Raw genomic sequence first — 21,399 nt, 5'->3', positions numbered from 1 at the left:
AGCTATCCTCTTTCTTTTGTATTTATTGCAATAACCTGATTGTAAACACATTTGATTATCCTTTTGTTGCTTTTAGTTAAAACATCTAAAAGTGGAAAGACCGAGTGATCTTCACTCGGTCTTTATTGCTCGTTTCTTATACTTAACATTAAACAACGCATGCAATTCCTGCTGAAAACCTTCTAGTTGATAGTCTTCTACCAAACGAGTTTTCCAGTATTTCAACAGTTGGCTGTAATCAATGTCAGAGGGATGAAAGTTGGTTTTATAATAGGACAGATATTCAGGCAGCAATTGCACAAACATCTTCGCCAGTAAATACAATCCAAACAGATTCCCGCCCAACTTCGATATACTCTTTTTACGGTCTTGTAAAAATAAACGGCTGGCCGAATAGAAAGTCAAACTGGCAAAACCTGTTGTTACACTGCGCATAATTAAACGGCGAATCTTGTCATCACCATACACATCTTGATAAACATCAAATGCAACCGCACGATGCTCAATTTCTTCAATGGCATGCCAGACCCAGAGTTTCACGGCATCATCATCCAAGGTACTCAATACCTCAGGATGCCTTAAGATATAGCCGCCTAGCAGTGCCGTAAAATGCTCAAAAGCGCAGGTGATTGCGAGCTGAATTTTAGGATGCAGATTTTTCACATAATCATCTTTACGCGCCAACCATGCCTGAAAACGGTCGAGATTATAATCATCACGGCGCCATGCAGCATTAAATGCCGTGTGTGCTTGAGAATGCATCGCCTCTTGACCAATAAATGCCGCAATCTGCGCCTGAAGATTATCATCCTTCACTTGGTCACGTACATTGCGCACACTATGCACAAAGAACTGCTCACCGATGGGAAAAGTCGAAGACAATGCCGTCAGTAAATGCGACATGACCGGTGAATTGGCAAAATAATGCCGGCGAATAGCTTTGGGGTTGAATTACAAACGTCGAATCGTAATACCCTGAGCTTTTGGACGATGTTGATATAGTTTTTCTGTCGTCACTTGAGTCATGTCCATTTCCTAACATTTAACCGAGCGATCTTCAGTATCTGAATTTAGAGGCCGTTCACATATGGCAAAAATGCTTAGTGCGTTTGCAAATTCGTCCATTTTTATCTGACTCACCACCAGATCTCTTTCGATTTATCCCGACTCACCTCTTTCATATCATCTCAAGCAAACAGTGATCAATAAAAAACCCGCCGAAGCGGGTTTTTGTGTTGAACTATTTAGATTAAATGTCTAAGTAATCCAAAATACCTTCAGCAGCTTCACGACCTTCCCAGATTGCAGTTACCACCAAGTCAGAGCCACGAACCATATCACCACCCGCAAAGATTTTCGGATTTGATGTTTGGAATTTGTATTGTTGCTTTTCAGCTGCAACCACACGACCAGAACCATCCAAACCAATGTTTGCACCCGCAAACCAATCTGCTGGGCTGGCACGGAAACCGAAAGCTAAAAGTACCGCATCTGCAGGTAAAATTTCTTCTGAACCCGGAATTGGTTCTGGACTGCGACGACCACGGCTATCCGGCTCGCCAAGTTGAGTCGTAACCACTTTCACGCCCGTAACTTTGCCATTTTCACCGACGATTTCAATCGGTTGACGGTTAAACAAGAAGTTCACACCTTCTTCTTTGGCATTTTGCACTTCACGACGTGAACCTGGCATGTTTTCTTCGTCACGACGGTATGCACAGCTCACCACTTCTGCACCCTGACGAATCGAAGTCCGGTTACAGTCCATCGCAGTGTCACCACCGCCAAGAACGATCACCTTTTTGCCTTCAACACTGATGTACTCGCTTGGGTCTTTTTCCCAACCTTGCGTACGGTTAACATTGGCAATCAAGAAATCCAATGCATCATAGACACCGTTTAGATCTTCACCTGCGAAGCCACCTTTCATGTAGGTATAAGTACCCATACCCATGAACACCGCATCGTATTCAGTAAGCAATTGATCGATGGTGACATCTGTACCAATTTCAGTATTTAAACGGAATTCCACGCCCATGCCCGTGAAGATTTCACGGCGACGCTTCATCACATCTTTTTCCATTTTAAATTCTGGAATACCAAAAGTCAGTAGACCACCAATTTCAGGGCGTTTGTCGAATACTACAGGTTTAACCCCACTACGCACCAAAATATCAGCACAGCCTAGACCAGCAGGGCCTGCACCAATGATCGCGACTTTTTTATCTGTCCACTTTACTGAAGACATATCTGGACGCCAGCCCAGTGCAAACGCAGTGTCATTGATATATTTTTCAGCGTTACCAATCGTCACTGCACCAAAACCATCGTTTAAGGTACAAGCCCCTTCACATAAACGGTCTTGCGGACAAACACGACCACATACTTCAGGTAGCGTGTTGGTTTGGTGACACAATTCTGCTGCTTGGAAAATACGACCTTCAGCAATCAACTTTAACCAGTTTGGAATGTAGTTATGTACTGGACATTTCCATTCACAATATGGGTTACCACACCCTAAACAACGGTGGGTCTGATTTGCTGCCACTTCCGCTGTAAAAGGTTTATAAATTTCCACAAACTCTGCTTTGCGGACCTGAATCTCTTTTTTCTCTGGATCTTGGCGTGCTACATCCAGAAATTGAAAGTCATTGTTTAGGCGCTCTGCCATGTCTCTCTCCGTGGGTAGGTGCAGCCCGTTTATCTATCGTCTGCACCTGCCTATGTATCAGCAGTAGTGGAATTATTGTGGATCAGCTTGAGTGGTTTTCAACAAAGTCTGTAAGTTGGCAGCTTTCGGTTTCACCAACCAGAATTTACGACTGTAGAAATCAAACTCGTTACGGATCTTGTACGCCCAAGCACTACCAGTCTCAGCAATGTGTTCATCTAAGATACGGCTTAAGAACTCTTTATGTTCTTCCATCGATTCAGTCGAAATACGATTCAGCTCAATCAGCTCGTGGTTGTAATGATCAACGAAGTCATTATCAAGGTCAAGAACGTAAGCAAAACCGCCTGTCATACCTGCACCGAAGTTATGACCCACTTTACCAAGGACGGTTACGATACCGCCCGTCATATATTCACAGCAGTGATCGCCCGCACCTTCAATAACTGCAAAAGCACCTGAGTTACGGACTGCAAAACGCTCACCTGCCGTACCTGCCGCGAACAATTTACCGCCTGTTGCACCATATAAACAGGTGTTACCAATGATTGCCGTTTCTTGAGTTTGGAAAGGCGAACCTTTTGGCGGGAAGATCGACACACGACCACCTGCCATACCTTTACCCACGTAGTCGTTCGCATCGCCTTCTAATCGAATGTGCAAACCACCTGCGTTCCAAACGCCGAGAGATTGACCCGCAGTACCCACCAAGTTCATCTTCACTGGGTGCGCTTCCATGCTGAGGTTGCCATAACGACGCGCAATCTCACCAGAAATACGAGCACCAATTGAACGGTCACAGTTACCAATGGTGAAGTGATATTCACCTGTGGTCCCAGCTTCAATTGCTGGTAGCATTTCAGCAACCATTTTCTCAGCAAGCAAGCCTTTATCAAACGGTGCGTTACCTTCAACTTCACAGTACTGCGCCTTACCTTGCGCAGAAGGATGTGACTCCAGTAATGCGCTCAAATCAAGGTGCGCATGTTTCTCCGTTTCACCTGGAAGCATTTCAAGCAAATCTGTACGACCAATCAAGTCTTTGAGGCTTGAAACACCCAACGCTGCCAGCCACTCACGTGTTTCTTCAGCAATGAAGGTGAAGAAGTTGATGAGCATTTGTGGCTCGCCAATATAATGTTCTTGGCGTAAATGATCTTGTTGAGTTGCAACACCCGTTGCACAGTTATTCAAGTGACAAATACGCAGGTATTTACAACCTAAAGCAATCATTGGTGTAGAACCAAAGCCAAAGCTTTCTGCACCTAAAATGGCTGCTTTCACCACATCTAGACCAGTTTTCAAACCACCGTCGGTTTGAACACGAACTTTACCGCGCAGGTCATTGACACGAAGTGCTTGATGCGCTTCAGAAAGACCCAACTCCCAAGGCGAACCTGCATGGTGAATTGAAGACAATGGAGAGGCTGCTGTACCACCGTCATAACCTGAAATGGTAATGAAGTCGGCATAGGCTTTTGCCACGCCTGCAGCAATGGTGCCTACACCCGGCTCAGACACCAGTTTCACTGAAACCATCGCTTGAGGATTGACTTGTTTTAAGTCAAAGATCAATTGTGATAAATCTTCAATTGAATAAATATCATGGTGCGGTGGAGGAGAAATTAAGGTCACACCCGGTACTGAATAACGTAAACGTGCAATTAAGCCATTCACTTTACCCCCTGGTAATTGACCACCTTCACCCGGTTTAGCCCCTTGCGCCACTTTAATCTGCAAGACTTCAGCAGAGGTTAAATACGCAGGCGTTACACCAAAACGACCTGATGCAATCTGTTTGATTTTCGAGTTACGAATCGTGCCATAACGCGCTGGATCTTCACCACCCTCACCCGAGTTTGAACGGCCACCAATGGTATTCATCGCAATCGCAATCGCCTCATGCGCTTCAGGAGACAATGCACCTAAAGACATGCCTGCAGAGTCAAAGCGCGGTAAAATCGCTTCTACAGACTCCACTTGATCTAGAGCAATCGAGTTATCTGTTTTTAACTTTAATAGGTCGCGAATTGTTGCCACTGGACGGTTATTCACCAGCTCAGCATATTCTTTAAAGTCTGCATATTGACCAGAACGCACTGATTTATGCAAAGCATTGATCACGTCTGGGTTGAATGCATGGTATTCCTTGTCGAAGACAAATTTCAGCAAACCACCTTGATCGATTGGTTTACGTGTTTTCCATGCAGTATCAGCCAATTTCTTTTGGTCATTTTCAAGGTCAACAAAGGTTGCACCTTTGATACGGCTTGGCACACCTGTGAAGCATTTTGAAACCACTTCTTCAGACAGACCCACCGCTTCAAACAACTGACCACCACGGTAAGAGGCAACCGTAGAAATACCCATTTTTGAAAGGACTTTTAACAAGCCTTTTTCAATGCCTTTACGGAAATTCACTTGCGCTTGGATTGGGTCACCCAATAGCTCACCTTTGGCAACCAAGTCATTGATCACATCATAAGCTAGGTATGGATAAATCGCAGTTGCACCAAAGCCTAGAATAACCGCAAATTGATGCGGATCACGCGCCAATGCTGTTTCAACAATAATGTTGGCATCAGTACGTAAACCAACATTAATTAAATAGTGATGTACAGCACCTGTTGCCATCAATGCATTTGCAGGCAAGAAACCTTGACGAATTTTCTTATCAGACAACACCAATAAGGTTTTGCCATCACGAATCGCTTGCGCTGCTTCTTCACAGATACGCGCAATTGCAGCTTCTAGACCTTCATCTTCCGCATAATTTAAATCGATATCTGCAATTTCATAACCCTTACGACCCAACGTACGGATTTGATGCATTTTCGAATTTGACAACACTGGGCTTGAAATGATCAAACGATCCGCATGCTCAGGGCTTTGTTCAAAAACGTTTTGCTCACGGCCTAAACACGTTTCCAATGACATCACAATCGATTCACGTAATGGGTCGATTGGTGGGTTAGTGACCTGAGCAAACTGTTGACGGAAGTAATCCGATACATGACGTACTTGGCGAGACAAAACTGCCATTGGCGTATCATCACCCATTGAACCCACTGCTTCCTGACCGCTTTCAGCGATTGGGCGAAGCAATTGGTCACGCTCTTCAAAGGTCACCATAAACATTTTTTGTGATGCTTTAAGGTCGTCGCCTTTTAAGCCTTGATCACATAAATATTCTTCAAGCTCTGGACTACCTTGTACACGAACCGAGTTTTCACGTAACCATTCACGGTAAGGACGCATTTTTTTCAAATGCGTGCTGACATCTTTAGTGTCGAGCATTTTACCTGTGAAGGTATCAATCACTAAAATTTGACCTGGACCGACACGACCTTTAGAGATCACATCTTCAGGCTCGTAGCCCCATACACCAATTTCAGACGCCAGTGTGATGTAACCATTTTTGGTAATCACCCAACGTGCTGGACGTAAACCATTACGGTCCAACATACAAATTGCATGACGACCATCTTGAATCACGAGACCAGCAGGACCATCCCATGCTTCCATATGCTTCGAGTTAAACTCATAGAATGCGCGCAAATCGGCATCTAAAGTTTCCACGTTCTGCCATGCTGGCGGAACCAACATACGCAATGCACGGAACAAGTCCATACCGCCGCCCACAAGAATTTCAAGCATGTTATCTAAGCTTGAAGAATCCGAGCCAGTACGGTTCACGATTGGGTTGAGCTCAGTTAAACCAGGCAATAACGGGTTTTCAAACTTTGGCGTACGCGCCATCGCCCAGTTACGGTTCGCAGTAATGGTATTAATTTCACCATTGTGCGCAAGATAACGGAATGGCTGAGCCAAAGGCCAACGCGGCAATGTATTGGTCGAGAAACGTTGGTGGAACACCACAATATGTGACTCAAGACGTGGGTCTGCCAAGTCTGTATAGAAGTCAGCAATCGCTTCAGGCATCATTAAGCCTTTATAGCTAATCACTGTTGAACATAATGTGGTTACATAAAATGAAGAATCATTGCTGAGCTGTTGTTCTGCACGACGACGTGCCAAGAAGAGTTTACGGTTAAACTCAACTTCAGACACTCCCATTGGGCAGTTCACAATAATTTGCTCAAATGCAGGAAGTGACTGCATCGCAATCGAACCTAAAGCATCGTTATTGGTCGGAATCACACGCCACGCCAATACTCGACAGCCTTCAGATTCAATTTCTTTAGTTAGAATTTGTTTTGCATGTGCTGCAATTGCTGGATCGAGGCTTAAGAACACCGTGCCGACAGCAAAAACTTCACTGAGTGTAATATCACTGAGTTTTTTCGCTTCTTCACGGAAAAACTGTTTTGGCATTGCCAAGAGTAAACCGCAACCATCCCCTGTCTTACCATCTGCAGCAATACCACCGCGGTGGGTCATACAGCTCAGACTGTGCATAGCAGTCTTGACAAGATCATGGCTTGCATCACCCTGCATATGGGCGATTAAACCAAAACCACAGTTATCTTTAAACTCATCCGGTTGGTATAAACCTTGAGCGGGAGCTACAGTATTAGGCGATGGCATGTGCATAGCGTACCCTTCTTTCTACAGGCCCTGTCGGGCGTCTAACAATCTAATTACTTCTTGCCGATTCGTTCAATTGACTCATATTCAGATTCTGATTGAAGTACAGCATTTTTTCTTCACACCCAAGATAGACTGATTTTCGTCTTTATGCATGTCTTAATTGAAAAAATGTATACAGCAGTCACGCACTTTTTTAAGGCACTTGACCGCTACTATTTCGCTCATAAATCGAATCTTTTTTGCGCCAAAACAGTGACATCAACTCAATTCATGCACCATTAAAGCAAGTTTTATGCCAATTATTTATTTTGTGCGTTAAGCGCTTTAGTTTTATTAGGTTTGTGTTTTTTACGTAAAAAATCAGTTCGAGGACAATCTATTTATTGCACCATATTTGTGCGTATATGAAATTTACATTTTTTGATGCGCCATAATGAACCAATTTTAATTAAATGGATCGGTCACTTCAGGCTCATTTGTTTTATTTTGTGGCGCATTCTCTACGGTTGTTTGTGACTTTTGCACATCAACCACATTTCCATCCGCATCACGACGAGTAACCGTCGTCGATGTTGTCGATTGTTTATTTTGTGCGACTGCCGCACGTGCCGCTTGTTGACGCGCAGCAAGGGTAGCTTCATCAATCACGGGTACAGCGGCTGGTTTCAACTGCACAGCATACAGCTTATTGCTAAGTCCAAGTTCGTCAGAACCGAGGTCATTAACATATTCAGCATAGCTTTCAATTTTTTTAACTTTGGGTTGCACTGACTTCGGCAACGTCAGTTTTAAATCCGCCAATGCCTTTTGCGCCTCATTGGCATTTTTATACGCACCATAGATCAGCACATATTGCTCAATTTGGTTTTCACCCGTCAGTCTTAAGTAGTTAAAAGCTTGACGATCAGATTGTCTTTGCAAAAAGCGCTTAATAATCGCTTCTTCTGAGACTCTAAACAGTTCAACTGTACTGTTCTTTTTATTTTCCTGAATAAATTTGGTCCCACGGAATTCAGCTTCATGCTGCGCAATAGCCACAACACGTGACGTCATATCCAAAGGTTTTACCTCATCAAGGAATGAGCCTAAATGGGCGGTTGTTGCGACTTTTTCTGGTTGAATTTGCAACTCAACTTCAGATTCAGCTTTTTTTTCAACATCAACCACAGTCTCTTGATCTGTAATAGCCCAAAAGACTAAGGCACCAAACAAGCATACCCCTCCGAATGCAAGCCAAATATAATTTTGCTTTGTCTGCCACTGGGTTCGAAGGGTTGTTGCCATAATAAAGTTATGCCTGTTCTTGGTTGGCTAAAATCGCCTGTTTCATCAATTCTACATCAAATGTTTTGGTAATGATGGCCTGTCCTACCGCTTGCATCAAAACCAAACGCAGTTGCCCGTTCAAGACTTTTTTATCATGCGCCATATACGCCAAAAAGTCATCGATGGGAATCTGCGGACATACTATCGGTAAATTCGCGCGTTGAATGATATTTTTTGTACGTGCCAAATCTTCTGCACTGATCCACCCCATACGCTGCGATAAATCTGCTGCCATCACCATACCTGTTGCCACAGCTTCACCATGGAGCCATTCACCATAGCCTAGATAAGATTCAATCGCATGTCCAAAGGTATGCCCAAGATTCAATAAGGCACGCTCACCTTGTTCTTTTTCATCCTTGGCAACAATACGCGCTTTATGGGCACAAGAACGATACACAGCTTCAGCCAGTGCAGCTTCATCCCCCTGCACCAAAGCATCCATATGTTGTTCCAACCAAGCGAGAAAATCAGCATCACCCAAGAGTGCGTACTTAATCACTTCTGCTAAACCTGCTGATAACTCACGTGCTGGCAGCGTTTTAAGTTGAGACATATCCGCCAAGACCACTTGCGGTTGTTGAAATGCCCCGATCATGTTTTTACCCAGCGGATGATTAATCCCTGTTTTACCACCGACACTCGAATCAACCTGTGAAAGAAGTGTCGTTGGCACCTGAATAAAATAGACTCCGCGCTGGAAGCATGCCGAAGCAAAGCCCGCCATATCACCAATCACACCGCCACCTAGAGCTAAAACTGTACAATCACGGTTGAAGCCTGACGCTAACAATGCATCAAAAATCAGGTTGAGGTGCTCAATATTCTTATATTTTTCACCATCGGGCAAAATACACGTTGCAACTGTTTTTCCCAAAGCTTCAATTGCTGCCACGTAACGCGCTAAATACAAAGGCGCAACCGTTTCATTACTCACAATCATCACTTGGCGCCCTTGAATATACGGCTCAAGTAAAGCTTTCGGATCTAAATCACTGCCAATAAAGATCGGGTAACGGCGTTCGCCAAGTTCAACATATAAGGTTTGCATGGATCAAATCACTTCAAAACTGAATCAAAACTACTTTACAAGAATCAAGTTTAAGATACGCTGCGCAAGATCTCGTGCAGCCCCTTGATTGGTCTCGATAATATAATGGGCAACTTCACGATATAAAGGATCTCGAACGCAGAGTAAGTCAGTTAACTTTTGTTCAGGATTCTCCACTTGAAGCAGTGGGCGATTTTTATCACGATAGGTTCGCTGTAGTTGAATCTCTACAGGAGTATAAAGATAAACAACGATACCTCGTTGTTTTAGGAATGCGCGATTTGGAGCCTGAGTCACCGCCCCACCACCTGTGGCCAAGACCAAGTTGGGTCGAGAGGTTAACTCATCGATTACAACCGTTTCACGACTACGAAACCCAAGTTCACCCTCTTTTTCAAAGATCCATGGAATCGTTGCCCCTGTTTTACGCTCAATCTCATGATCGCTATCAAGAAACTCGCGCCCTAACAGTTCAGCTAAATGTCGTCCTACCGTTGTTTTTCCAGCCCCCATAGGCCCTACCAAATAAATATTTGGTAGGGTTTCAAACTCTTTGCTTGGCAAGGAGTCACCTTTTAGATTTGTTCAAATTGAAAATATATTAATGATTTCTTGAAACACTGTCATTAACAATTCGTGGTGTCACAAAAATCAATAACTCAGTTTGTATCGTCGTTTTGACATTATTCTTAAATAAGTTACCCACCACAGGCAAATCTCCTAAGAATGGTACTTTTTGATAGTCATTACGTTTCGTATCATCAAAAATACCACCAAGCACGACGGTTTCACCATCGTCTACCAACACATTGGTTTGTAATTCACTGGTGTCAATCGCAATACCATCATTGGTGATATCACCAATCGAATCTTTCTCGACCATGAGCGCCATTTGAACTTTACCATCAGGGGTAATGCTTGGAGTCACTTCTAACTTTAAGTTAGCCGCACGGAATTCGGTTTTTAAGCCTTCTGTCGCACTCCATGTTTGATAAGGAATCTCTGTACCACGCAAGATATAGGCTTTCTGTTTATCGCCAGTAAGTACTTTAGGCGCTGATAGCACTTCACCATGACCATCCGCTTGAAGTGCGCTTAACTCAAGGTTCAACATATAGTCTGAAATTTTCAATAAACCAAAGTTAAACGTACCAGCAGTGTTTGTTGCTAAATCCACACCCAAATCAAAACTTGGCTGGAAATCTCCGCCCCACACTGGGCTATTGCCCAGCTTCTTCGCACTCCACTTAATCCCCAATTCACGAGAAAAGTCTGTTGATGCTGTGACAATACGTGCTTCGACCATCACCTGTTTCACTGCGACATCCAACAAGTCAATCATGCGACGAATCTTGTCAATATTTTGCTGCGTATCATTAATAATTAGCGTATTGGTACGCGAATCAGAAACCGCACTACCACGAGCACTTAATAAGCTTTCTAAAGCCAATGACTCTGAACCCGCTGTACGATTCGACTCACTCCCTTTACTGTCACGAGAGTCTTCTAACAATTTCAACACATCCGCCGATTTTGCATAACTCAATTGAATGTAATCAGTTTGAATCGGAGCAAGTTTAATGCTTTGTGCGATGGCTTTGGCTTCATCTTCCTCAGATTTGATCAGTTCAGCTACAGGAGCAATCCAAATCACATTACCATTTCGTCGCTTATCCAAGTTCTTGGTTTTCATAATAATATCAAGTGCCTGATCCCACGGAACATCTTTAAGACGCAAGGTAATATTGCCTTGTACTGTGTCCGAAGCCACCATGTTAATACCCGTAAAATCAGCTAAAAGCTGTAATACACGTCGCACTTCAATATCTTGGAAATCTAAAGAAATCTTTTTGCCCGTATAAGCTCTTGGTGCTTTAGGCTTCATTGGATTTTTATCTTCAGGACGCTTTAAACTAATCGTGAGCTTATCTTCTGCCTGATAAGCCATATATTCAAAACTGCCATTCGATTGGATCGTGATTAGGCCGTTACTGCCATCGTTTTGTGCATCAATGGTCGATACTGGCGTGGCAAAATCATTCACATTGAGACGGCGTGATAAATGGGCAGGAATTTTATTCCCCAAAACGCGCACCACAATTTTACTGCCTTGCTGTTTCACATCGACAGGGGTATTGCTACCTTTTAAATCAATGACAACTTGGCCTTCACCATCTGAACCGCGTTGGAAGCCAATATTTGAAATGCCTTGCTCTGAACGCGCCGCAGCAACAGGTGTTGCTAGCGCTGGGTTCGCTGAGTTAATTTTCAGAATAAAGGTATTACCTTCAACACGTGTAGTAAATGCACCGGCATCAGCCAAATTTACAGTTAAACGTGAACGCTGTGCATCTGAAGTTACATCAACTGTACTTGCTTCAGCCGTTGCCACCGCAATACTGCCTTGTTTTAAGCTCTGCTGTGCTTTATCAAAATCCAAAACCAAACGTGATGGCTGTTCCAACTGATAGGCTTGTGGCTGTGGTGGCAAACCGTTGAACATGACACGAATTTCTGTTCCCTGTCCCGGAATTTGCATCGGCACAATATTCGTAATACTGACTTGCGCACTTGCAGCCTGCATCACCGCCATTGCAATTGCACCCATTGAAAACTGACGGAACATATGGTTCATCGTATTGCCATCCCCAAATATAAAATCTTTAGCACTATTTTTCATTTTTATTCCTTTTCCTTTTTTAAGGCGCCGGCCCAATTAATACTAGGCTTCTCGGGCGCTCGACATAGCCCTCACGCCCATCCGGAATAATTTCAATCAAATCAATTTGTGTGGCAGTAATATTAATCACACGACCATGATTCATCCCCAAATAACTACCACGCTGCACGCGTTCAATTTCACCATCTGGTGTTTGAATCAACGCCAAAATTTGTCCATTTTGTCCGCGCATGCTGCCTTTCATGTTAAGCGATTCAATCGCATAGCTTTCCAAGGGTTGTAATTGGCGAGATAGGTTTGGATAGACACGCTTTCCAGCCATAATCTTCAGTTCAGCCGCTAACGAGCTTGGCATAAACGGGCTCTTTAATTGGTGCGCAGCATAGTTAAAGGTCGGTACAGGTGGGAAATCTGGCGCTGGCTCAATCGGCAATGGTGGCTGATTGCGAATTTCAGCCATTTGCATATTGACCGCATCTATACGTGAATCACAACCGACAAGGAAGAGTCCTACGCAGAGACTAAGCATGAGATTTTGATATTTCATTACTGAGCTCCTCCTGCATCTGCCTTAGCTATATCTTCCACACCAGTAGCAGCTGTCGCCCCGACATAACGGTAGGTTTTAGCCTTTACACTGTATGAAATTTGCGGAATATCCGTCTTTTTCTCATTGTTACTTGATGCTGAGATATCGAAGTCATGCAAGGTCACAATACGTGGCAAAGCTGCAATTCCACTGACAAATGAACCAAAAGAATGATAATCACCCGTCGCTTCAATGGAAATCGGTTGTTCGATAAAGAACTCTTGGCGAATTTCTGGCTCTAAACGAATATTTTTAAACTTTAATCCAGAATTTACGCCGCTCACGTTGATATCTTCAACCAAACCAGGAATTTCAGTTTCTTTCGGCAACTGTTCTAATTGCTGATTGAAATTGGCTTCCATTTCTTGCAATTGCGCTTGATATTGCTGCAAGTTACGTAATTTTGAATCTTTTTCACGAAACTCATTCAGTAAATTTTGCTCTTGCGCATGTGCATTTGAAATCGCATCAAGCTTCGGCTTAATCACGACAAAATAACCCAATGCCCCAATCACTAAAATGATAAAGATCCAACAAGTCAATTTGACTGAAAAGGGCCAACTACCGTAATTGTTTGGATCTAAGGTATTAAACTGTTGAAAAAATTTATCAACCGTCATTTTTTTCTTGGCTACAGCATGGTTTTCTGATGTTAATTCTTCAAATTCATCGCGACTCATTGTGCTGCCCCCGCTGTTGAATTATTAACTGTGCTTGCGGCTTCAGGTGTAGTCGCATCAGGCGCTACTGGCTGTGCAATCTCATCTAAATCTGCCGTGACCACAAAGGTGCCATAGGTTTCTTCAACACGTGGCACGATAGAACTTGGTGCTTTATCTTTTTTCTCTTCAGCAACCAAGAATGAATTCATAAAGGCATTGCGATACCACGCAGATGCTTCGAGATTACGTAAGAATTCCGCAACTGTATTCGGGCTTTCCGCTTTACCTTCAATGGTAAATTTATCACCCGTACGCACAAACTTAGTAATGTACATATTACTTGGTGTGACACGTACCATTTCATCGACCAAACGCACAGCCACAGGACGTTGACCTTGCAAACCTTGGATCAACTTCATCCGCTCAACAATCGCATTGCGCTGTTCTTGCAGACCTTCCAATGACTTTAATTGGACATCTAAGTTTTGATTGGTACTCACCACCAACTGATTGGCCTGTTCCTGATCTTCCAGTTTTTGACTGTAAAAGAACCAAGCCAAAGCAACAGCTAAAACCCCAACTAATGCAGCCCCAACACAATAGGCAATAAATTCTTTTTTTCGTTTCTCTCTTAACGCATCACGCCAAGGGAGTAGGTTTATTTTTGCCATTAATCAAAACTCCTCAATGCCAATCCACATGCCACCATGAGTGATGAAGCATCATTTTCAATTTTTTTAATGTCTATTTGTGGAGAAAAGCCCATCTGTAAAAATGGGTTGGCAATGGTGACCCGATAACCTAATTTTTGTTGTAATAACTTCGCCAGTCCTGGAATATTGGCATTCCCCCCTGCCAATAAAATATGGTCGATCTCATTAAATTGAGAGGACGAGAAGAAGAACTGCAAAGAACGTGCTGCTTGTTGCACCACAGCTTCAAGAAAAGGCTCAAGTACTTCAATATCATAGTCATCAGGTAGTGTACGGCTTTTTTTGGCACGTCCAGCTTCTTCAAAGGACAAACCATAACGGTTTTGAATTTCTTGAGTCAGTTGTTTACCACCGAACACCTGTTCACGGGTATAAATGACTTTATTATTCTTCATGACAGATAAGGTCGTCATGGTATGACCGATGTCCAGAATCCCAACGGTGTTTACACCCATTGGAAGCGTATCCGAAAAGACTTTGAATGCATTTTCAATGGCGAAACTTTCAACATCGGCAATTTTAGGCGTTAAACCACCCAACTCCAATGCTTCGGCACGCGCCTCTACATTTTCAATGCGGGTTGCAACGAGGAGTACATTGACACGATTAGGATTGGCTAAACGGTCTGGAAGGACTTCAAAGTCCAAACTCGCTTCATCTAATGGGAATGGAATATATTGCTCAGCATCATCACGAATCTGAATTTCACGTTCGTCATCGTTCATATCGGCATCCATTTCAATGATTTTAGTAATCACCATGGACGTCGGAACTGCCAGTGCTACGTCTGTCGATTGAACATTGGCCAAATTTACCGCACGCTCAAGGGCATCACCAACTGCTTCTGGATTCAATATATTTTTTTCGACCACACTTCCTTCTGGTAATGGGACTAGTGCATAGCTCTCCACCCAATACCGATTGTTTTTAACAGAAAGTTCTAATACCTTAACAGAAGTCGAACTAATATCTACTCCTATTAACCCCTTACTTGGCTTACGATATAACCTGAGCACAGTATCATTCCTATTATTTTTTTATCCCCAAAAAAAGTAACCCACTAATTAGTCCGCGTCTATAATTTTATACGGATACAATAACTCATCTAACATTCCGTATGTGTAAAGGATATACTGACCGCTAATTAGTTTGCCATTAGCTCTTATTAAAACTTACTTGTTATGAAAAAGCTATCTTGTTCGGGCCGTGTTCATCCATTTTTTTTGATCATTATTATCATGTTGGTCTCAATTCCAATGGGTTTTTATGGCATGTATCTCTATATTGCCCCATCTTTGCCGCAAATGACAACTCTAAAAAAGGCGCCATTACTAAAACCTTTACAAGTTTATAGTGCGGATAACCAACTCATTTCGGAATACGGTGGCAAGCTATCTGTACCCGTAGATTACGATCAGATCCCACAAAGTTTTATTCATGCCTTTTTAGCAGCGGAAGATTCTTCTTTTTTTGAGCATAGTGGTATCAGTTTTAAAGGTTTAGGACGTGCAGTCAGTGAAAGTATTACTGGGTCAAACGTCCAAACGGGTGGCTCGACCATCACCATGCAAGTGGCAAAAAACTATTATCTCAGTCCCGAACGTACCTTAAAACGTAAGTTGACTGAGGTTTTTCTGGCACGAAAAATTGAACAAAATTTGACGAAAGAGGAAATCTTAACCCTCTATGTCAACAAGATTTTCTTGGGTAAAAATGCCTACGGTATCGCTGCTGCAGCTAAAATTTACTACAACAAAAGCTTAGATCAACTCAGCATTGCACAAATGGCGATGATTGCAGGTCTACCTAAAGCACCGTCTAAATACAATCCAGTGGTGAACCCAGAACGTGCTTTAGAACGTCGTAACTGGATTTTGGGTCGTATGCTCCAGCTAGGCTACATTAACCAAAGCCAATATGAAAAAGGCATTGCTGAACCAATTAACCTCGACATGCCTGACCGCGGGGTAAGCAACCGATTTCCCTATATCGGTGAAATGGTCCGCAGCGAACTGGTTGAAAAGTTCGGCGAGCATGCGATTGACTCTGGTTATAAAGTCTACACCACCATCAACAGTGAACGCCAAGCCTATGCCGAACAAGCAGTACAAGATGGTTTAGAAGCCTATGACCGTCGTCATGGTTGGCGTGGTGCAGAAGCCCATGACAAACCCTTAAGTAGCTTTAGTGCATTTGCCAATACCTTCCCTGCCGAAGTTACCCGTGTGAATCAAAATAGCTTTGATGCCTTAATGCAAGATGGCTCGACAGTAACCGTGCCATGGTCTGGCATGTCTTGGACACGTCCTTATCGCAATGCAAATGCGGTAGGCGGTGCACCATCAAGAGCATCTCAAATTGTTAAAGTGAAAGACATTGTACGTCTGCGCCCCAATGACAACAAAACCTCATGGGCTTTGGTGCAACTGCCTAAAGTTCAGGGCCAGCTGATTGCACTTAACCCAAACAATGGCGCTGTAGAAGCATTGGTTGGTGGTTATAATTTTTATCAATCTAAATTTAACCGAACCACCCAAGGCTGGCGCCAACCAGGTTCGATTATTAAACCCTTTGTTTATGCACTCGCTTTAGAGCGCGGTATGACACCGTATAGCATGGTCAATGACAGCCCAATCACCATTGGGAAATGGTCACCGCGTAATGCCGATGGTCGCTATTTAGGCATGATTCCCCTGCGTCGTGCACTCTATTTATCGCGTAACACCGTGTCAGTTCGACTCCTACAAACCGTAGGCATTGAACGTACACGTCAATTGTTCATGGACTTCGGCTTAACCGACGAACAGATTCCGCGTAACTACACCATTGCACTCGGAACACCTCAGGTTTTACCGATTCAAATGGCCACAGGTTACTCAGCCTTTGCCAATGGCGGTTATCGCATTCAACCACACTTCATCAATCGGATTGAAGATGCCTATGGCAAGGTCATTTATCAGAACAACCCTGAATATGCATGTATTAGTTGTATCTCTCAAGAAGAGTCAAATCCTCAATCTGCTGACACCATCACGCCTGATGATGAAGTAATTGAAGTCACTAACCAAGATCTGAACCCCTCTGAAAAATCGGCAAATCCTGTTGAGATCAACAGTGACTATCGTCAAGCGCAACGTATTTTAAAATCCAGCTCTGCTTATGATATGGCGAATATTTTAAAAGACGTGATTCAACATGGTACAGGCCGTGCTGCATTGCGTATTGGACGAGATGACTTGGGCGGAAAAACAGGAACCACCAATGATGCAAAAGATGCTTGGTTTGCCGGCTTTAATGGCAAATTGGTGACCGTAGCGTGGGTCGGTTTCGACCAACCAACAACTTTGGGACGCCGCGAATACGGCGGTGTGGCTGCGCTCCCGATTTGGACAGACTTCATGGCCAAAGCCTTACAAGGCACGCCTTCGGCTTGGGTTCAACTCGACGCTAAAGCCAAAGCACCGATTCAACGCCATCAGAAAGAAACACCTCAGAGCAACTTAGGACCAACCCCACCTTTGGCGCAGCCGTTGTATCGCCCTGCACCAGTGGTGGTTCCACGTGCTCCTGAGCGTGACTTTGATGATTTGCCAGGTGAAGAGGAAACACTGGTTCCAAAGAATAGTACTCCACCCACCATGCAAGCACCCAAAGAACAACCGAAACCTAAATCAGATGCGCTCGATCATTTAATTGATCAAGTCCAATAATAAAAGCCCGCAGATGCGGGCTTTTTTATACTCATGCTTTTTTCTGAAACAGTAAAATTTGATACTGGGCGTGTAGTTCAAAAGCTGCTTGCGACTCTAAAGCTTCACGGCGCTCTTGTTTTGCTTTATAGGCATAAGGGGTCATCGCAATCAGGTTTTTTAAATCCTGCTGATTAAGCTTAAGTTCAGCATCGACGACACCATCACTCACCAAGTCAAATGCATCACTCAACTGTTCTACAAATTTGCTCGGTTCATGCGGCTTCACCTCTTCAAACAAAGCCTCACGCATTGCATATAAATGCTGAGGCGCCGGCGTCACCACCAACAAATATCCTTGCGGTTTGAGCACCCTTAAAATCTCTTGTTTTGGAATCGGGCTAAACAAACTACTACACAGATCAATTGATTGATCTAGCACCGGTAAAGTTGCCCCTGTACCCACAACCCAAGTAATCTTTTTATTGATTTTCGCAGCCACTTGCACTGCATTTTTTGCAATATCTACACCGACACATTGCAGCACTTCAGCCTGCATCGCATCGGTGTAATAGCCTTCACCACAGCCGATATCGAGTAAATTTTCAATACGTAACTCACGCACCTTATTGATCACTGCTTGCTGTAAAGGCGCGTAATGATCTGCACTTAAGAAGGCACGGCGGGCTTGTACCGACTCAGGCGTATCGCCTGGATTTTTGCTGTGCTTATGTTGAACGACATGCAGATTGACGTAGCCTTGTTTCGCCACATCATAACTATGTGAATTCGCACAGCGCCATGTTCTTTCGTTTAAAGTTAAAGCCTCACGACACACAGGACACATGAGCAGATTCATTATTTTCTCCAAGACATTACCTCAGGCATAAAAAAAGCCGGCAAATACCGACTCTTTTCATACTTTTTGCTTAACGCAATTTTAAGGTCATTAGCCCTAAAACTACCAGCATAATTGTGATAATCCAAAAACGAATCACCACTTGGGTTTCACGCCAGCCTTTTTTCTCATAATGGTGGTGTAGTGGCGCCATCAGGAACACGCGTTTATTGCGCATTCTGAGGGAGCCAATTTGCAAGAAGACTGAAATCGCTTCGACCAAAAACACACCAGCCATAATAGCAAAGACAATTTCCTGACGAACCATGACCGCAATTGTACCGAGCATTGCACCCAATGATAATGCACCCACATCGCCCATAAAGACCTGTGCTGGGTGTGCATTAAACCAAAGGAAGGCTAGACCCGCGCCAATCATGGCTGCACAAATCACCACCAATTCAGAGGCAAATCGTACATAAGGAATATGTAAATAATTGGCAAAACGGACATCACCAGCCAGATATGCAAATACACCTAGACCTGCAGCAACCAGTACCACAGGCATAATCGCTAAACCGTCCAAACCATCGGTCAGGTTCACGGCATTTGATGCACCATTAATCACCAAATAGGTGAAAATAATAAAACCAATACCCAACGGAATCACCGACAAAGGAATACTTAAATCTTTAAAAAATGGAATTAGCAGATCCAGCATATTTGCAGTATGTACAGGATTGCTCTGTTGCTGTGCAATTACATATAGCGCAATACCTGCGCCCAATGATGCAAGCGAGGTCCAAAAGAACTTTTTACGGGCAGGTAAACCTGCATTGTCTTTATAGCGAATCTTGATCCAGTCATCGGCCCAACCCACTGCACCAAAAATCACCATCACTGCCAAGACAATCCATACATAAGGGTTGGATAAGTCTGCCCACAACAGTGTGGAGATACCAATTGAGAGTAAGATCAGCACCCCACCCATGGTTGGTGTACCCATTTTTTTGGCATGATTTTCAGGAGCATATGAACTCACGGCTTGACCATATTTGAGTGCTTGCAACTTGCGAATCATCACAGGACCGAGCACTAGACCAATGGTCAGTGCGGTTAAAACACTGAGCAAAGAACGCAATGTTAAATAACGAACCACCTGAAACGAACTATGGTAGCCCGCCAGTTGTTCAAATAACCATAACAACATTTAGAGTTTCTCCATCAAATCAGCCATCAACGTTTCCATATGGGTATAACGAGAACCTTTAAACAGGAAACTCATAGACTGGGGTTGATGTGTTTCAATTAAACTGAGTAAGAACGGCAAAGCCTGCTCTTGATTCAAAAAAGCCTGCATTTTTTTGCCATATTGGGTGCTGCGTGCGCCTTCTTGTGCAGCAGGTGCAAATTCACCGACAGCCACTACGAAGTTCAGCCCTTTCACTGAGACCAAATCACGCCCCAGCATATAGTGCTGCTGTGCAGCAGAGTTACCTAGCTCACCGATATCACCCATCACCATCACCCGAACCCCCTCTTGCTGTGCAAGCACTTTAGCAGCGGCACGCATAGAAGTTGGGTTGGCATTATAGGTATCATCAATTAACAAATGTCGACCTTGTTGAATAAAGTTCAAACGCCCTTTTGCACCGACCGCTTGCTCAAGGCCAATTACAATCTCATCCAAACTAATACCAATCGCTAAAGCAAAAGCTGCCGCAGCGGTTGCATTTTGAACATTATGCTCCCCAGCAAATGGTAAATTCACCTGACACACGCCTTGTGGCGTATTCAACTTAAATATTGCAGATTGTGCCTGTAGGTCAATCTCAGTGGCAAAGATTTCACCACCCGCACCAAAGCTGAGCACCTGTTCAGTTTGCACTGCTTGACGAATGCTATCGGCAAAATCATCGGCTGCTGGAACAATAGATGTGCCATTTGGGGCAATATGCGCATAAATCTCAGACTTGGCACGGCAGATACCATCGCGTCCACCAAACTCACCCAAGTGTGCTGTACCAATATTGATAATGCCTGCAACCAAGGGCTGGACCAAATTCGAGGTATAATCAATTTCACCTTGATGGCTTGCACCCAATTCCATCACTGCATATTGATGCTCAGGACGTAATTCCAATAACATGACTGGCACACCCAAGTCATTATTCAGATTGCCACGGGTCACCAACGTTGGTGCTATACGTGACAAAATACTGCCTAACATTTCTTTGGTGGTGGTTTTACCACTACTACCCGTCAGCGCAATCACTTTTAGCTGTGGGTTTTGTGCACGACGATAAGCCCCCAGTTGTCCCAATGCCAAACGTGTATCAGGCACTACCAACTGACAAATCTCTGCATCTATAGGCTGACTCACAATGGCCACTTGGCAACCTTGTTCAGCAACTCGCGTAATAAAAGCATGTGCATCAAAACGTTCGCCTTTGAGTGCCAAGAAAGCATCTCCTGCTTCTGCATCACGCGAATCCGTCAAAATACGCTTAATTTCAGTATTTGGCGCTTGAACATTGAGCCAATAACCTTGGGTTGCTTCGAGTAACTGTGCGGCGGTCCATGACACTAAAGGCACTGTGCTGGTTGTTGAGGTATGCATACGACTTCC

14 protein-coding genes and 1 pseudogene are annotated in these 21,399 nt (G+C 43.8%); 1 reads left to right on the top strand and 14 read right to left on the bottom strand.

The window, feature by feature from the left end; translation table 11 throughout:
• Positions 1-111: 111 nt before the first annotated feature.
• From AC4MC0_RS01400 to AC4MC0_RS01350, 11 genes and pseudogenes are all read right to left on the bottom strand, one after another.
• Positions 112-1,026, bottom strand: a pseudogene (locus tag AC4MC0_RS01400) (metal-dependent hydrolase).
• Positions 1,027-1,249: 223 nt separating this feature from the next.
• Positions 1,250-2,671, bottom strand: coding sequence for an FAD-dependent oxidoreductase (locus AC4MC0_RS01395; protein ID WP_491887245.1), 1,422 nt, complete (start codon positions 2,669-2,671; stop codon positions 1,250-1,252).
• A 72-nt stretch (positions 2,672-2,743) separates the two neighbouring features.
• Positions 2,744-7,219 carry a glutamate synthase large subunit gene (gltB, locus tag AC4MC0_RS01390; RefSeq protein WP_171457107.1) on the bottom strand — a complete coding sequence of 1,492 codons (4,476 nt, stop codon included), beginning with the start codon at positions 7,217-7,219 and terminating at the stop codon, positions 2,744-2,746.
• A 447-nt stretch (positions 7,220-7,666) separates the two neighbouring features.
• The gene (locus tag AC4MC0_RS01385) at positions 7,667-8,506 is read right to left on the bottom strand and encodes a hypothetical protein (RefSeq protein WP_491887244.1); all 840 of its coding nucleotides are present in this window, start codon (positions 8,504-8,506) and stop codon (positions 7,667-7,669) included.
• Between the two features lie 7 nt (positions 8,507-8,513).
• Positions 8,514-9,599 (bottom strand): 3-dehydroquinate synthase, encoded by a 1,086-nt coding sequence (gene aroB, locus AC4MC0_RS01380; protein WP_490438786.1) that lies wholly within the window; start codon positions 9,597-9,599, stop codon positions 8,514-8,516.
• Between the two features lie 30 nt (positions 9,600-9,629).
• The gene (locus AC4MC0_RS01375; RefSeq protein ID WP_242759760.1) at positions 9,630-10,112 is read right to left on the bottom strand and encodes a shikimate kinase; all 483 of its coding nucleotides are present in this window, start codon (positions 10,110-10,112) and stop codon (positions 9,630-9,632) included.
• A gap of 88 nt (positions 10,113-10,200) precedes the next feature.
• Positions 10,201-12,279 (bottom strand): type IV pilus secretin PilQ, encoded by a 2,079-nt coding sequence (locus AC4MC0_RS01370; protein ID WP_491887243.1) that lies wholly within the window; start codon positions 12,277-12,279, stop codon positions 10,201-10,203.
• 19 nt (positions 12,280-12,298) lie between these two features.
• On the bottom strand, positions 12,299-12,826 hold the full coding sequence (locus tag AC4MC0_RS01365; protein WP_094148569.1) for a pilus assembly protein PilP: 528 nt from the start codon (positions 12,824-12,826) through the stop codon (positions 12,299-12,301).
• Positions 12,826-13,548, bottom strand: coding sequence for a type IV pilus inner membrane component PilO (locus AC4MC0_RS01360; protein WP_178904348.1), 723 nt, complete (start codon positions 13,546-13,548; stop codon positions 12,826-12,828). The genes AC4MC0_RS01365 and AC4MC0_RS01360 overlap by 1 nt, the downstream gene beginning before the upstream one ends.
• Positions 13,545-14,201: a PilN domain-containing protein gene (locus AC4MC0_RS01355; protein ID WP_005401354.1), complete on the bottom strand. Its 657-nt coding sequence runs from the start codon at positions 14,199-14,201 to the stop codon at positions 13,545-13,547. Before AC4MC0_RS01355 ends, AC4MC0_RS01360 begins: the two co-directional genes overlap by 4 nt.
• A complete protein-coding gene (locus AC4MC0_RS01350; protein ID WP_178904347.1) occupies positions 14,201-15,259 on the bottom strand; it encodes a pilus assembly protein PilM in 1,059 nt (352 codons plus the stop codon). Before AC4MC0_RS01350 ends, AC4MC0_RS01355 begins: the two co-directional genes overlap by 1 nt.
• Before the next feature lie 165 nt (positions 15,260-15,424).
• Between AC4MC0_RS01350 and ponA the strand changes: the two genes are divergently transcribed.
• Positions 15,425-17,953: a penicillin-binding protein PBP1a gene (gene ponA, locus AC4MC0_RS01345; RefSeq protein WP_491887242.1), complete on the top strand. Its 2,529-nt coding sequence runs from the start codon at positions 15,425-15,427 to the stop codon at positions 17,951-17,953.
• A 31-nt stretch (positions 17,954-17,984) separates the two neighbouring features.
• Here the strand turns inward: ponA and AC4MC0_RS01340 are convergent, their stop codons facing one another.
• The 3 genes from AC4MC0_RS01340 to AC4MC0_RS01330 form a co-directional block, all read right to left on the bottom strand.
• Complete coding sequence (locus AC4MC0_RS01340; RefSeq protein WP_491887241.1) at positions 17,985-18,791, bottom strand: putative RNA methyltransferase; 807 nt, start codon at positions 18,789-18,791, stop codon at positions 17,985-17,987.
• A 70-nt stretch (positions 18,792-18,861) separates the two neighbouring features.
• A complete protein-coding gene (mraY, locus tag AC4MC0_RS01335) occupies positions 18,862-19,980 on the bottom strand; it encodes a phospho-N-acetylmuramoyl-pentapeptide-transferase (RefSeq protein ID WP_004691502.1) in 1,119 nt (372 codons plus the stop codon).
• Complete coding sequence (locus AC4MC0_RS01330) at positions 19,981-21,390, bottom strand: UDP-N-acetylmuramoyl-tripeptide--D-alanyl-D-alanine ligase (RefSeq protein ID WP_491887240.1); 1,410 nt, start codon at positions 21,388-21,390, stop codon at positions 19,981-19,983.
• Between the last annotated feature and the right edge of the window lie 9 nt (positions 21,391-21,399).

This window comes from Acinetobacter sp. CAU_H_S139_7 (assembly GCF_058599305.1).
This window is presented reverse-complemented; position numbering and strand designations above follow the sequence as displayed.